Here is a 14,333-nt window from a genome sequence, read left to right as displayed (position 1 = left end):
TCACGCCGGGTGGCGACGGGAAGACCGCCGTACGGACTGGCGGTGAACGTCCTACAGGCTGTCGCGGGTGTACGGAAAAGGGGCGGTGCACCCGGTCAACGGGTGCACCGCCCCCAGGGCGTGTCGGGGATCAGCCCTCGACGCCGAGCTTCTCCAGGATCAGCTCACGCACGCGCGCCGCGTCCGCCTGGCCGCGAGTCGCCTTCATGACCGCACCGACGAGCGCACCGGCCGCGGCGACCTTGCCGCCACGGATCTTGTCGGCGATCGCCGCGTTGCCCGCGATGGCCTCGTCGACGGCCGTGCCCAGCGCGCCCTCGTCGGAGACGACCTTCAGGCCGCGCTTCTCGACGACGGTGTCCGGGTCGCCCTCGCCCGCGAGGACGCCTTCGAGGACCTGGCGCGCCAGCTTGTCGTTGAGGTCGCCGGAGGTGACGAGCTCAGCCACCCGGGCGACCTGCGCCGGGGTGACCGGCAGCTCGTCCAGGCTGCGGCCGGTCTCGTTGGCGTTACGGGCGAGCTCGCCCATCCACCACTTGCGGGCCTGGTCGGAGGGAGCGCCCTCGTCCGTCGTGGCGACGATCAGGTCGACCGCGCCCGCGTTGAGGATGGACTGCATGTCGTGCTCGTTGACACCCCACTCCTCCTTCAGCCGCTTGCGGCGCAGCCGGGGCAGCTCGGGAAGCCCCTTGCGGAGCTCCTCGACCCAGGCACGGGCCGGCGCGACCGGCACCAGGTCGGGCTCGGGGAAGTAGCGGTAGTCCTCGGCGTTGTCCTTGATGCGGCCGGCCGTGGTGGAGCCGTCCTCCTCGTGGAAGTGCCGGGTCTCCTGCACGATCGTCCCGCCGGAGTTCAGCACCGCGGCGTGACGCTGGATCTCGAAGCGGGCGGCACGCTCGACGGAGCGCAGCGAGTTGACGTTCTTCGTCTCGGAGCGCGTGCCGAACTTCTCGGTGCCGTGGGGGCGCAGCGACAGGTTGACGTCGCAGCGCATCTGGCCCATCTCCATCCGGGCCTCCGAGACGCCGAGCGCCTTGATGAGCTCGCGGAGCTCGGCGACGTACGCCTTGGCGACCTCGGGGGCGCGTGCGCCGGCTCCCTCGATCGGCTTGGTGACGATCTCGATGAGCGGGATGCCCGCGCGGTTGTAGTCGAGCAGCGAGTGGGAGGCGCCGTGGATACGGCCGGTGGCACCGCCGACGTGCGTCGACTTGCCGGTGTCCTCCTCCATGTGGGCGCGCTCGATCTGCACACGGAAGATCTCGCCGTCCTCCAGCTGGACGTCCAGATAGCCGTTGAAGGCGATCGGCTCGTCGTACTGGGAGGTCTGGAAGTTCTTCGGCATGTCCGGATAGAAGTAGTTCTTCCGGGCGAAGCGGCACCACTCGGCGATCTCGCAGTTCAGCGCGAGCCCGATCTTGATGGCGGACTCGACGCCGATCTCGTTGACGACCGGGAGCGCGCCCGGCAGTCCGAGGCAGACCGGACAGGTCTGCGAGTTGGCGTCCTGCTTGAGTTCGGTGGAGCACCCGCAGAACATCTTGGTCCTGGTGCCGAGCTCCACATGGACCTCGAGGCCCATGACGGGGTCGTACGTCGCGAGGGCATCCTCGTACGACTCCAGGTCGATGACAGTCACGATGAAACTTTCCCTCTCAGCCCAGCAGGACGTCGTCGTCGCCGAGACGCTTGAGCTCGCGGTAGAGGATCGCGAGCCCGGTCACGATCGCGGCGGCGGATACGGCGGCGTCGATCAGCCGCAGCGTGTCGTTGTCCTGGCGGGCCATCCTCGCCTGCTTGACGACGCTGAGCGCGCCGAAGGCGGTGGTGCCCAGGGACACGTACACGCCGGACTTGGACTTCTTGAAGTTCTTGGCCTTCTTAGCCATTGCGCTCATAGCGACGGAGCCTCCTCAAGCAGCGGGTGCCCCCACTTTTCCACGAAAGCGGCCTCGACGGCTGCTCCGACCTTGTACAGCCGGTCGTCCTTCATGGCGGGGGCGATGATTTGCAGCCCGACCGGCAGGCCGTCCTCCGGGGCCAGGCCGCAGGGCAGCGACATGGCGGAGTTGCCGGCGAGGTTGGTCGGAATGGTGCACAGGTCCGCGAGGTACATCGCCATCGGGTCGTCGGCGCGCTCGCCGATGGGGAAGGCGGTGGTGGGCGTCGTCGGCGAGACGATGACGTCCACCTGCTCGAACGCCTTCTCGAAGTCCTGGGTGATGAGGGTGCGGACCTTCTGCGCCGAGCCGTAGTACGCGTCGTAGTAGCCGGAGCTGAGCGCGTACGTACCGAGGATGATGCGGCGCTTGACCTCGTCGCCGAAGCCGGCCTCGCGCGTGAGGGCGGTGACGTCCTCGGCGGAGCGCGTGCCGTCGTCGCCGACCCGCAGGCCGTAACGCATGGCGTCGAAGCGCGCCAGGTTCGAGGAGCACTCGGACGGCGCGATCAGGTAGTACGCCGAAAGGGCGAGGTCGAAGGACGGGCAGTCCAGCTCGACGATCGTGGCGCCGAGGGACTTCAGCAGCTCGACCGACTCGTTGAACCGCTGGACGACTCCGGCCTGGTAGCCCTCACCCGCGAACTGCTTGACCACACCGACGCGCATGCCCTGCACGGAGCCGTTGCGCGCGGCCTCGACGACCGGCGGGACCGGCGCGTCGATGGACGTCGAGTCGAGCGGGTCGTGTCCGCCGATGACCTCGTGGAGCAGCGCCGCGTCCAGGACCGTACGGGCGCAGGGGCCGCCCTGGTCGAGAGAGGACGAGAAGGCGACCATCCCGTAGCGGGAGACGCCGCCGTAGGTGGGCTTGACGCCGACGGTGCCGGTGACGGCGGCGGGCTGGCGGATGGAGCCGCCGGTGTCCGTGCCGATGGCGAGCGGCGCCTCGAAGGAGGCCAGCGCGGCGGAGGAGCCGCCGCCGGAGCCGCCCGGGATGCGGGTGAGGTCCCAGGGGTTGCCGGTGGGGCCGTAGGCGCTGTTCTCGGTGGAGGACCCCATGGCGAACTCGTCCATGTTGGTCTTGCCGAGGATGACGACGTCGGCCGCCTTCAGCTTCTTGGTGAGGGTCGCGTCGTACGGCGGGACCCAGCCCTCGAGGATCTTCGAACCGACCGTGGTCGGCATGTCCCGCGTGGTGAAGATGTCCTTGAGCGCGAGCGGGACGCCGGCCAGCGGGCCGAGCTTCTCGCCCGCCTCACGCTTGGCGTCGACGGCACGGGCCTGCGCGAGCGCGCCCTCGCGGTCGATGTGCAGGAAGGCGTGGACCTTCTCGTCGATGGCGTCGATCCGGGCCAGGTGGGCCTCGGTGACCTCGACGGCCGTCAGCTCGCCGGAGGCGATCTTCGCGGCGATCTGGGCCGCGGTGAGCTTGATGATGGTGCTGATGTCCGTCATGGCTGTTAGTCCTCCCCCAGGATCTGCGGCACCTTGAAACGCTGCTGCTCCTGGGCCGGGGCGCCGGAGAGCGCCTGCTCGGGGGTGAGCGACGGACGGACCTCGTCCGCGCGCATGACGTTGGTCAGCGGCAGCGGGTGGGAGGTCGGCGGTACGTCTTGGTCGGCGACCTCGGAGACGCGGGCGACCGCGCCGATGATGTCGTCGAGCTGACCGGCGAAGTGCTCGAGCTCTTCGCCCTTCAGCTCCAGACGCGCCAGCCGGGCGAGGTGGGCGACCTCCTCGCGCGTGATGCCAGGCATGCAGCGATCCTCAGGGTTTGGTGTGTGGTTTTGGCTGGGGGTCGGTGGCACATTTCCACCGTCCGTCCGGAGAACGGGCCGCGCGGCGTATGGTGCGTGCGATCGCAAGGCGCCGGAGCGCCCTCGTGGCGGAGCCACGTGGGCGTTTCGGCAACGCGGCGAGCGTGCGTGCCAGGCGTCGCGCGGCAGGTGGAAATGTGCCACCGACCCCCAATCCTATGGGGTCGCCGGACACCTCTGTGGCGAGCGGATCGAGCCCGGCCACCGATTGAGGACAAAACGGCCACGGGGTGGCCCTTCGTCCGCACCGCCCAGGGCCTCAGGCCGTGGCCGGGCCGGGATTCAGCGCACGCCCCGCGGACCTCGGCGCCGGTTCGGGTGCCGCCGCCGGCGCGGCCTCCCGCTCCGCCGGCCGCCGCCAGCCGTGCTCGCCACGCGCCCGCAGCCAGGCCGTCGTCTCCTGCGGCGGCATCGCGGCCGCCACCAGCCACCCCTGCACCGCGTCGCAGCTCAGGTCCCGCAGCCGCTCCCAGGTCTCGTCGTCCTCGACGCCCTCGGCGACGACGATCAGTCCGAGCGAATGGGCCAGGTCGATGGTGCAGCGGACGATCTCGGCGTCCTCATGGTCCACGGCCAGCCGTGCCACGAACGACCGGTCGATCTTGAGTTCGCTGACCGGCAGTTTGCGCAGGTGGACGAGGGAGGAGTAGCCGGTGCCGAAATCGTCGAGGGACATCTTCACCCCGTGCCCGGTCAGCGCCGCCAGCGTGTCGGCGGCCCGCTGCGGGTCCTCCAGCAGGACGTGCTCGGTTATCTCCAGTTGCAGCGCGCCGGCCGGAACGCCGTGCCTGGCGAGGCGTGCGGCGACGCTGCCCGCGAAGCCGGGGGTGTGGACGTCGCGCGGCGAGACGTTGACCGCGACGGGAACGAACAGCCCCTGCGCCCGCCACCGGGCCACCTGGGCCAGCGCGGTCTCCAGTACGTACTCGGTGAGGTGGGGCATCAGTCCGGAGGACTCCGCGATCGCGATGAACTCGTCCGGGGGGACCCGGCCGCGCTCCGGATGCACCCAGCGCACCAGCGCTTCGAGGCCGGCCACCTGGCCGTCGAACCGGACTTTGGGCTGGTAGTGGAGTTCCACCTCGCGGGCGTCGAGGGCCCGGCGGAGATCGCCCAGCAGGCCGAGCCGGTCCGGGGTGTTGCTGTCCCGCTTGGACTCGTAGACCTCCACGCCCGTACGGTCCCGCTTGGCCTGGTACATGGCCACGTCGGCCCGCCTGAGCAGTCCTTCGGCGTCCAGCGCGTGGTCGGGGTGGACGGCGACCCCCGCGCTCGCCTCCAGCACCAGTGTGAGTCCGTCGAGGTCGAGGGGTGAGGAGAGTGCGGCGACCAGATGACGGGCGATGCGCTGGGCACTGGTGGCCGATTCCGCGGTCGGCAGCAGCACGGCGAACTCGTCGCCGCCGAGCCTCGCGGCCTCCGCACCGCGCGGCAGGGCGAGCCGCAGCCGCTCCGCTATCTGCAGCAGGAGCCGGTCCCCCGCGAGATGGCCGAGGGTGTCGTTGACGGCCCGGAAGCGGTCGAGGTCGATGAGGACGAGTGCGGATCTGGTGCCCGTGCCATCGGCCTCCTCGAGCGCCGTCCAGGTCCTCTCCAGGAGCCACTGGCGGTTCGGCAGGCCGGTGAGCGGATCCCTCAGCTGTTCCTCGGCCCGTGCGCGAGCGATCCAGAGCGTGGAGTCCAGGGCGATCAGCGGGACGGCGAAGAGCGGCAGCAGTACGGGCTTGGCCGACGCCACCACACAGATCAGGGGGGCGATGCCGAGCAGGGCGACCGCGACGAGGCCCTGGCGCAGCAGTGCGGTGCGCGCGATCGTGGGCAGCCCGCCGCTCTGGGACGCCCTGGCGTACCAGAGCAGGAAGCGGGTGACGAGGAGATACGCGCCTGCGGCGAGCAGTACCTTCGGTGCGGCGTCGACGCCCCAGCGGAGCGGGTGCCACGGCATCTCGACGCTCGACACCTCGCCGAAGGCGGACAGGACGAGCGCGGCCGCCCCGATGCCGAGTATGTCCACCGCCCCGTGCAGCACCCCCTGCCACCACCGGTGGCGTCTGGCCGTACCGACGAGCACCACGACGACGAGGCTGACCAGCCAGGCGGCCACCCAGCCGTAGAGCAGCAGGACGGAAAGGGTGAGGGCGGCGCCGGAACCGGTGCCGCCCCACCAACGGTCGCGCCCGAGGGCGACCAGATGGCCCACGATGATTCCGGTGAGCAGGGCGAGCGACCAGCCCGCGGTGCCGCCGGGGAAGAGCGCGTGGCCGTCGTGGACCGTCCGGTAGAAGCCGGTCGCGAGCTGCACCACGGCGACCGCCACGACGACGGCGCCCACTTTGGACGTGAGGCCCACGAAACCTTGCAGCCGCGACACCGGTGCGGCGCTCTCGGTCGGTTTCATTCCGTCCCTCTCACAGCCGGCGGTGCCGATGTCCCATGGTGAACCCTGCTCCCATGCCACCACGACCCACATCCCACCACGCGGGCGGGCACGGCAGGGGCTCGTTCAACAGTAGGCCGACGAGGGCCTCCACGGGCAGCGCTCTGCAGGTGTTGCCCGAATGCGGCCCTGACTTCCCTCACTGTCTGATAAGTGCCGAACGGGTGATGCCGGCGGGGCGGGCCGGGTCTCCCGGCCCTCGTGTCGTCCGCCTCGTCCGTTACTTCCCTCCTCGCTCATGACCACGCGTCACCACCGTCTCGATCGCGCCTCGATCGCGCGTCGATCACGCCTCGGCGGGGACGGCGGCCTCCCGGGCCGCGTCCGGCCCCTGTTCGAGGAGTACGGCGAAGCCCTCCTCGTCGAGGACGGGCACCTTCAGCTGCATCGCCTTGTCGTACTTCGACCCCGGATTGTCGCCCACCACCACGAAGGAGGTCTTCTTGGACACGGATCCGGTGACCTTCGCCCCGCGGCTCTGGAGCGCGTCCTTCGCACCGTCCCTGGTGTGCGCGGTCAGCGTGCCGGTGACCACGACGGTGAGTCCCTCCAGCGGCCGCGGACCCTCGTCCTCACCCGCCCCCTCGTCCTCCATCCGGACCCCGGCCTCCCGCCACTTGCGCAGGATCTCGCGGTGCCAGTCCTCGGCGAACCACTGCTTGACCGAGGCGGCGATGATGGGTCCCACCCCGTCGGCCGCGGCCAGCTCCGCCTCGGACGCCTCGTCGATCCGGTCGACGGACCGGAACTGCCGGGCCAGCTCGACGGCCGCCACCGGTCCCACATGACGGATCGAGAGGCCGGTGAGGATCCGGGCGAGCGGGGCCTGTCTGGCCGCCGCGATGCCCTCCAGCATGCCGAGGGCGTTCTTCTTCGGCTCCCCCTGCTGATTGGCGAAGACCGTGGCGATCTTCTCCTCGCCCGTCTTCGGGTCGCGCTTGGGCAGCCCGCTGTCCGCGTCCAGGACGTACGCCCGGATCGGCAGAAGCTGCTCCACCGTCAGGCCGAAGAGGTCCCCCTCGTCCAGCAGCGGTGGCTCGGCCGGTTCCAGCGGCTTGGTCAGGGCAGCGGCGGCCACATACCCGAAGTGGTCGATGTCCAGACACTTACGGCCTGCGAGATAGGCCAGCCGCTCCCGCAACTGGGCCGGGCAGGAACGGGCGTTGGGACAGCGGAGGTCGATGTCGGCCTCCTTCATGGGGCGCAGCGCGGTCCCGCACTCGGGGCACTCGGACGGCATGACGAACTCCCGCTCGCTGCCGTCGCGCAGATCGACGACCGGTCCGAGGATCTCCGGGATGACGTCGCCCGCCTTGCGGAGCACCACCGTGTCGCCGATGAGGACGCCCTTGGCCTTCACCACGTTCTGGTTGTGCAGGGTGGCGAATTCGACCTCGGATCCCGCCACCTCGACCGGTTCGACCTGGGCGTACGGCGTGACCCGGCCGGTGCGTCCGACGCCGACCCGGATGTTGACCAGCTTGGTGTTGACCTCCTGCGGCGCGTACTTCCAGGCGATCGCCCAGCGCGGCGCGCGCGAGGTGGAGCCCAGCCTGCCCTGGAGCGGGATCTCGTCGAGCTTGATGACGACGCCGTCGATCTCGTGCTCGACGGACTGGCGGTTCTCGCCGAAGTAGGTGATGAACTCCCGCACCTCGTCGAGGGATTCGACCACCTTGTTGTGCTTGGCGGTCGGCAGGCCCCACTCCCTCAGCAGGTCGTACGCTTCGGAGAGCCGGTCGATGCCGAAGCCCTCGCGGGCGCCGATGCCGTGCACCACCATGTGGAGCGGGCGGCCCGCGGTGACCTTGGGGTCCTTCTGGCGCAGCGATCCGGCCGCCGCGTTGCGCGGGTTGGCGAAGGGCTTGTCGCCGGCCTCCACCAGCCGGGCGTTGAGCCCCTCGAATGCCTCCATGGGGAAGAAGACCTCGCCGCGGATCTCGACGAGCGCGGGGATCCGGTCGCCCTTGAGGCGGAGCGGGATCTCAGCGATCGTGCGGACGTTGGGGGTGATGTCCTCCCCCGTGCGCCCGTCGCCGCGGGTCGCCGCGCGGGTCAGTCTGCCGTGCTCGTAGGTGAGGTTGACGGCGAGGCCGTCCACCTTGAGCTCGCACAGGAAGTGGTACCCGCCCCTGCCCACGTCCTTGGCCACCCGCTCGGCCCAGGCCGCGAGCTCCAGGTCGTCGAAGGCGTTGTCCAGGGACAGCAGACGCTCGCGGTGCTCGACGGAGGTGAATTCCGTGGTGTAGGGGCCCGCGACCTTCTGGGTCGGCGAGTCCGGTGTGCGCAGCTCGGGGTGCTCGTCCTCGATGGCCTCCAGCGCGCGCATGAGCCGGTCGAACTCGGCGTCGTCGACGACCGGCTGGTCCTTCACGTAATACCGGAAGCGGTGCTCCTCGATCTGCTCGGCGAGAAGTGCGTGCTCTTCCTGCACTCCCGCCGGCACACCGGTCAGCTGCTGCGCCTGCTCTTCGCCGGCCATCGCCTGTTTCCTCCGTTGCCCCGTTGACTGTTCGGCCTCTTCGGCCTCGTCGACCCGTTACTCAGGGTTGTCCGCGAGCGACCTCGCGGCCCGGGCGCAGTGGGCGAGCGCGGCGCGCGCGTACGCGGGTGACGCTCCCGCCAGCCCACAGGACGGGGTGATCACGACGGACTCTCTGAGAGTCCCCGGATTCAGCCCCAGCCTGCTCCACAACGTCCTGACCCCTTCGACGCTACCGCCCGGGTCCGACAATGCGTCCGAGGCGGCGTCGAGGCCGGGAACCACGCCGAGGAAGAGCTGGGTACCGCCTTCGACGGCTTCCCCGATCGCCTCCTCCTCACGCTCGGTGAGCAGGGAGAAGTCGAAGGAGATTCCGCCCGCCCCGGCGCGCCGCAGCAGCGCGAAGGGCACCTCGGGGGCGCACGAGTGGACGACCGTGGGGCTCTCGCCGTTGACCGCAAGCAGATCGCGCAGGGTCCCCTCGACGATCTGGCGGTCCACGGCACGGTAGGTGCGGTAGCCGCTCGCCGACCTGACCCGCCCCAGCAGTACGGCGGTGAGGGAAGGTTCGTCGAGCTGGAGCACGACCTCGGCGCCGGGGATCCTGCGCCGCACCTCCGCGAGGTGCGAGCGCAGCCCCTCGGCCAGCGAGCCCGCCAGGTCGCGGCAGGCCCCCGGGTCGCCGAGCATGGCCTCGCCACCCCGCAGTTCCAGTCCCGCCGCGAGGGTCCAGGGTCCGACGGCCTGGACCTTGAGCAGTCCCTCGTACCCCTGGGTGAACTCCTCCAGCGCGTCGAGGTCCTCACCGAGCCAGGACCGGGCCCGGCGGGTGTCGCGGCCCGGGCGGTCGCTGATCCGCCAGCCGCTGGGCTCCACATGGCCGTACATCTCGACGAGCAGACCGATGGTCCGCCCGGTCATGTCCGCGCCGGGGCCCCGCGCCGGCAGTTCCGCCAGATGGGGCATGCCCTGGCCGTCGGCGAAGGACCCGGTGACGGTTCTGGCCGCCTCCCGGGCGTCTCCCCCCGGCATGGAACCGATCCCGGTGGCCGCACTCGTGCTGAACCCGCTCTTCTCGCTCACGTCGGAAGCCTACGGGCCCCGGGGCGCGGAGCCTCAGCGGCCGGGGCGGACCGTCAGGTCGTTGATCTCGGCGTCCCTCGGCAGGTCGAGCCCCAGCAGGATCGTGGTGGCCACCGACTCCGGGTCGATCCAGCGCGAGGCGTCGTATTCCTTGCCCTCCTGCTGGTGGACCTTGGCCTGCATGGGGCTGGCGGTACGGCCCGGGTAGACGGAGGTGACCCTGATCCCGTTGCCGTGCTCCTCGTGGCGCAGCGAGTCGGCGAGCGCCTTGAGCCCGTGCTTGCTGGCGGCGTACGCCCCCCACTCGGCGTGGGCGGCGAGCCCTGCGCCGGAGTTCACGAAGACGACGTGGCCGTGGGCGACGCGCAGTTGCGGAAGCAGCAGGCGCGTCAGCTCGGCCGGGGCGACGAGGTTGGCGTTGAGCTGGAAGTGCCAGGCCTTCGGAGTGAGGTCGCCGATCCTGCCGAGCTCGACGACGCCCGCGATGTGCAGCAGCGAGTCGAGGCGTTCGGGCATCGGCTGCTGCCCGAACGCCCAGGAGAGCCGGTCGGGGTTGCCGAGGTCGCCGACGAGCGTGCGGGCCCCGGGGTGCAGCGCGGCCAGTTCCTTGGCGCGTCCCGCGTCCCGGGCCAGCAGCACGAGTTCGTCGCCGCGTTCCAGGAGACGGCGGGCGACGGCCGCGCCGATGCCGGAACCGGCACCGGTGATGAGGTGAGTAGGCATGCCCTCATGCTCGCATCACTGCAGGCCGGCCGACTCCTCCAGGTAGGCCAGCGCTCCGACGCCGTCCTTCGCGAAGAAGACCAGGTCGGTGAGCGGGACCGGCAGGAAGCCCTCGTCCTCCATGCGCTGGAACTGCTGGCGCAGGCCGTCGTAGAACCCGGCGGTGTTCAGCAGGACGACGGGCTTGGTGTGCTTGCCGTGCTTCTTCAGCTCCAGGATCTCGGTCGCCTCGTCGAGCGTCCCCGTCCCGCCGACCATGATCACGATCGCGTCGGACTTCTCCAGGAGCAACGCCTTGCGCTCGGCCAGGTCCTTGGCGATCACCATCTCGTCGGCGTTCGTCCGCGCCTTGGCCGCCAGGAAGTCCACCGACACACCGACCAGCCGCCCGCCGGACTCCTGCACCCCGTCGGCGACGACCTTCATCAGCCCGCTCTCCGAACCGCCCCAGACCAGCGTGTGCCCGCCCCTGCCCAGCAGTTCGGCGAACTCGCGGGCGGGCACGGTGTAGCGGTCGTCGAGGTCGGCGGCGGAGAGGAAGACACAGATGTTCATGCGGACACCGTACGACCGGTCCCGGGAACGAAAGGAGACGGGCCGGGAAGAAACCGGCCTCCCCCTCCGCTGAACCGGGTATGACCTCCCTCACAGGACACACGATCACCGTCGGACCCGAGGCCGTGCACGTGCGCGCGGTGCACGACGGACAGGTGCTCGCCGAGAGCCGCCGCCCGCTGGTGCTGCGCGAGACGGGCTGTCCCGACCGGTACTACCTGCCGCCCGAGGACGTCCGCACCGGCCTGCTCACGGCCTCGGAGACCCGCACACACTGCCCCTTCAAGGGAGACGCGTCGTACTGGTCGCTGCCCGGCGCCGCGGATCTCGTCTGGGCCTATCCGGAGCCCAAGGAGGACGTCGCCGCGATCAGGGATCACTTCTGCTTCTACGCCACGGAAGTCGTTCCCGACTGACAGTCAAAAAACTCCTCAGCCTGAGCGATGAGTTCCGTGGGGCGCGACAGTCCACCTTCACATGGACAAGATTCTCTCCCGTGACGGCACGTCGATCGCGTACCGCCGTCGCGGCGACGGGCCGCCGGTGATCCTGGTCGGCGGCGCCCTGAGCACCTCGGCGGACGAGGCACCGCTGGCCGCCCTGCTGGCCCCGCGTTTCACGGTCGTCACGTACGACCGCCGGGGGCGCGGGGCGAGCGGCGACGGCGGACCGTGTACACCCCTCCGCGAGATCGAGGACCTGGCGGCGGTCGCGGCAGCGACCGGAGAGCGCGTCTCGCTCTTCGGCATGCTGGCGGGCGGGGCGCTGGCCTTGGAGGCGACGGCTGCGGGGCTGCCCGTGGACCTGCTCGCGGTCTACGAACCGCCGTACACACCCGGCGCCGACGGGCTCCTGCACAAGTCCCGCTGCACCACGCTGCTGCACCGGCTGCTGGAGAACGGCGACCGGGGCGGCGCCGTCGAGCTGTACCTGTCCCGCACCGGAGTACCGCAGGAGACGATCATCCGGATGCGCCGCGCCCCGCTGTGGCCCGGCCTGGAAGCGGTGGCCCACACCCTCGCGTACGACGACGCCCTGCTGGGCGACGGCTCGGTCCCCGCCGGCCGGCTCGCCTCGATCACCGCGCGCACCCTGGTGGTGACCGGTGGCTTCAGCACGGCGCGGGCGCACGAGACGACCCTCGCCCTGGCAGCGGCGATCCCCCGGGCGAGGCACCGCACGCTGACCGGCCAGACCCGCGAACTGGCACCGCACGCGATCGCGCCGGTGCTGTCGGAGTTCTTCGCCACGGACGTGTTCCTGCGCTGGGCCTCCTGAACCCGCCTCGCCGCCGCGTCCGCACAGGGGTCGGACGCGGGGCGGGGCGTATCCCGCGCACGCCGAGCAGAGATCGATCAGGTGGCGAGCCCCAGCTCGAACCACATGGTCTTCCCACCCGAGCCCCACTCTCCCTCCCCTATGGCGCATCCACCCCAGCGGTCGGCGACGAGTTCGAGGATGGCCAGGCCCCGTCCGGCCTCGGCATCGGATCCGACGGCCGGCGCGTACGGCTCGGGCAGGTCCGGGCTGAGGTCCCAGACGCTGACCCTGAGCACCGGATGCCGCCACTGGAGCCGCACCCCTGCGGGGCCCTGGGTGTGCCGCACGGAGTTGGTGGCGAGCTCGGAGGCCAACAGCTCGGCCCGATAACTCAGTTCGGAGAGCTCGTGCGCGTCGAGGACGGCCCGCAGGACGGTCCGGGCGATGCGCGGGCCACGAGGGTCGCGGGGGAACGAGAGTTCGTAACTCCAGGGGCCGGCGAACGGGATGGGAGCGGGGTGGTGGCCGTCGTACGAGTCGTACGGGGCGTGAAAGGCGGGTTCGGTCCTCACGGGCACCTCCTGCGGTGCGTGCGAGCGGATGAAGCGGGCGTGCGCCAGGGGTGGTTGCAACTTTCCGCGCCGCGAGCGACGGTGGCAATGCCGGCCCGGTCCTGCTCCCGGGCAGGCAGGGCGGATCGGTGCACTTCCATCACTAACGGTGAGTGAGTGGCGCTAAACAAAGAGTAGAGGCGGAACCCATAACGGTGCTACCAAGTCACTCCGAAGGGTTAACTTCCCTGTTCCGGTGGACCCCGGCGTTCTTGCCGGAAACACTGTGCGCGGGCCCAGCAGAGGACAAGGACGACACATGGCACCACGGCACGCCCCCACCATCCTTCAGCGCCGATTCGGCATCGAGTTGAGACGGCTCCGAGAGGCAGCGGGCATGACAGCCCCTGAGGCCGCAGGCCTGTTGGGAACCGACCGGACGGTCATCTCCAATGTGGAGGCCGGGCGCTTCGGAATCAGCGAGGAGCGCCTGCGGCGCCTGAGCAGCATCTACGAATGCGACGAACCAGATCTGATCGATGCACTGGCGGAACTGACAGGTGGCCGCAAGACGGGCTGGTGGGAGGAGTACCGAGGCAAAATCCCACCGGGCTTTCTGGATGTGTCGGCCCTGGAGCACTACGCCGTTCGCCTGCGCACGGTTCAGACAGCACACCTGCCCGGTCTGTTCCACACAGAAGACCACGCACGTGCCATCTTCGAACTCTTCGTCCCGGCGCTACCCCGCCTCGAAGTCGAACTTCGGGTGGCGCATCGCATGGCCCGTCAGTCCGTGATCACAGGAGATCACGCGATCCCGTACTCCGGCGTGATCCACGAAGCCGCGCTCAGGATGCAGCTCGGAGGTCGCAGCGCTGCGCGCACCCAACTGTCACACCTGTTGGACGCCTGCGATCGCGCCAACGTAACGTTGCTGGTCATCCCGTTCGCAGCGGGTGGTTACCCGCTCCTCGGGGACTCTTCCGTCCTCTACGCGGAGGCACCCAACCCCCACTTGGACACGGTGCAGTTGGACTCACCGACCGGGGCAGTATTCATCGACTCACCTACTCAACTGGCCAACTTCCGAACCAAACTGGACTTGGTCGAGCAGGTGGCGTTGACTCCTTCCAAGTCCAGGGACTTTATTCACTCCATCGCCAAAGAGCTGTAAGAGGGTGCATCACGTGTCCGACCTGCACTGGGTGAAGTCGTCCTACTCAGACGCGGGCGGCAACAACTGCGTTGAGGTAGCCACATTGGCTGACGGCAGCGGCGTCGCGCTCCGCGAGAGCGAGAGCCCCGGCACGACCCTGGTTGCTCGCCACGGCGCCCTGAAGGCGCTGCTGACCACCATCAAGGCGGGCGGGGTCAGCCCAAACACTCCATGAGGCGACTCGTCGCCCGAGCGGTCGAGAAGCCAGGGCTGCCGCTCCGCTCCCGGCCCCGCTCAGGCTCAGTGGCTGCGTTGGACTCGGGCGAT

14 protein-coding genes are annotated in these 14,333 nt (G+C 70.2%); 4 read left to right on the top strand and 10 right to left on the bottom strand.

Annotated elements, in window-relative coordinates:
• Nucleotides 1-130: 130 nt before the first annotated feature.
• From gatB to ACFYQ5_RS06310, 9 genes are all read right to left on the bottom strand, one after another.
• Entirely contained in the window at nucleotides 131-1,639 is a 1,509-nt protein-coding gene (gene gatB / locus ACFYQ5_RS06350; RefSeq protein ID WP_389193904.1) for an Asp-tRNA(Asn)/Glu-tRNA(Gln) amidotransferase subunit GatB, read from the bottom strand.
• Nucleotides 1,640-1,655: 16 nt separating this feature from the next.
• Nucleotides 1,656-1,898, bottom strand: a complete 243-nt coding sequence (locus tag ACFYQ5_RS06345) for a hypothetical protein (RefSeq protein ID WP_136329351.1) — start codon at nucleotides 1,896-1,898, stop codon at nucleotides 1,656-1,658.
• Nucleotides 1,895-3,397, bottom strand: a complete 1,503-nt coding sequence (gene gatA, locus ACFYQ5_RS06340; protein ID WP_389193901.1) for an Asp-tRNA(Asn)/Glu-tRNA(Gln) amidotransferase subunit GatA — start codon at nucleotides 3,395-3,397, stop codon at nucleotides 1,895-1,897. Before gatA ends, ACFYQ5_RS06345 begins: the two co-directional genes overlap by 4 nt.
• A 5-nt stretch (nucleotides 3,398-3,402) precedes the next feature.
• On the bottom strand, nucleotides 3,403-3,699 hold the full coding sequence (gene gatC / locus ACFYQ5_RS06335; protein ID WP_014153935.1) for an Asp-tRNA(Asn)/Glu-tRNA(Gln) amidotransferase subunit GatC: 297 nt from the start codon (nucleotides 3,697-3,699) through the stop codon (nucleotides 3,403-3,405).
• 319 nt (nucleotides 3,700-4,018) lie between these two features.
• A complete protein-coding gene (locus ACFYQ5_RS06330; RefSeq protein ID WP_389193898.1) occupies nucleotides 4,019-6,157 on the bottom strand; it encodes a putative bifunctional diguanylate cyclase/phosphodiesterase in 2,139 nt (712 codons plus the stop codon).
• Between the two features lie 325 nt (nucleotides 6,158-6,482).
• Nucleotides 6,483-8,678, bottom strand: a complete 2,196-nt coding sequence (ligA, locus tag ACFYQ5_RS06325; RefSeq protein ID WP_389193895.1) for an NAD-dependent DNA ligase LigA — start codon at nucleotides 8,676-8,678, stop codon at nucleotides 6,483-6,485.
• Nucleotides 8,679-8,735: 57 nt separating this feature from the next.
• A complete protein-coding gene (locus tag ACFYQ5_RS06320) occupies nucleotides 8,736-9,761 on the bottom strand; it encodes a methionine synthase (RefSeq protein ID WP_389193892.1) in 1,026 nt (341 codons plus the stop codon).
• 33 nt (nucleotides 9,762-9,794) lie between these two features.
• Complete coding sequence (locus ACFYQ5_RS06315; protein WP_389193890.1) at nucleotides 9,795-10,484, bottom strand: SDR family oxidoreductase; 690 nt, start codon at nucleotides 10,482-10,484, stop codon at nucleotides 9,795-9,797.
• A gap of 15 nt (nucleotides 10,485-10,499) precedes the next feature.
• Nucleotides 10,500-11,039 (bottom strand): TIGR00730 family Rossman fold protein, encoded by a 540-nt coding sequence (locus tag ACFYQ5_RS06310; RefSeq protein ID WP_389193887.1) that lies wholly within the window; start codon nucleotides 11,037-11,039, stop codon nucleotides 10,500-10,502.
• Nucleotides 11,040-11,119: 80 nt separating this feature from the next.
• On the opposite strand from ACFYQ5_RS06310, the gene ACFYQ5_RS06305 reads away from it, so the two are divergent.
• Together ACFYQ5_RS06305 and ACFYQ5_RS06300 are read left to right on the top strand one after the other, a co-directional pair.
• A complete protein-coding gene (locus ACFYQ5_RS06305; protein WP_389193884.1) occupies nucleotides 11,120-11,455 on the top strand; it encodes a DUF427 domain-containing protein in 336 nt (111 codons plus the stop codon).
• A gap of 61 nt (nucleotides 11,456-11,516) precedes the next feature.
• Nucleotides 11,517-12,317, top strand: a complete 801-nt coding sequence (locus tag ACFYQ5_RS06300) for an alpha/beta fold hydrolase (protein WP_389193881.1) — start codon at nucleotides 11,517-11,519, stop codon at nucleotides 12,315-12,317.
• Between the two features lie 77 nt (nucleotides 12,318-12,394).
• Here the strand turns inward: ACFYQ5_RS06300 and ACFYQ5_RS06295 are convergent, their stop codons facing one another.
• A complete protein-coding gene (locus tag ACFYQ5_RS06295) occupies nucleotides 12,395-12,871 on the bottom strand; it encodes an ATP-binding protein (protein ID WP_389193879.1) in 477 nt (158 codons plus the stop codon).
• Nucleotides 12,872-13,169: 298 nt separating this feature from the next.
• On the opposite strand from ACFYQ5_RS06295, the gene ACFYQ5_RS06290 reads away from it, so the two are divergent.
• Both ACFYQ5_RS06290 and ACFYQ5_RS06285 read left to right on the top strand, forming a co-directional pair.
• Complete coding sequence (locus ACFYQ5_RS06290) at nucleotides 13,170-14,024, top strand: helix-turn-helix domain-containing protein (protein ID WP_389193877.1); 855 nt, start codon at nucleotides 13,170-13,172, stop codon at nucleotides 14,022-14,024.
• A 13-nt stretch (nucleotides 14,025-14,037) separates the two neighbouring features.
• Nucleotides 14,038-14,241, top strand: coding sequence for a DUF397 domain-containing protein (locus ACFYQ5_RS06285; RefSeq protein ID WP_389193874.1), 204 nt, complete (start codon nucleotides 14,038-14,040; stop codon nucleotides 14,239-14,241).
• Nucleotides 14,242-14,333 lie beyond the last annotated feature (92 nt).

This window comes from Streptomyces sp. NPDC005794, assembly GCF_042871445.1.
In the GTDB taxonomy this organism is placed as follows: domain Bacteria; phylum Actinomycetota; class Actinomycetes; order Streptomycetales; family Streptomycetaceae; genus Streptomyces.
Note: the sequence above shows the minus strand (reverse complement) of the source record. Positions and strands in the feature narration are given on the sequence as shown.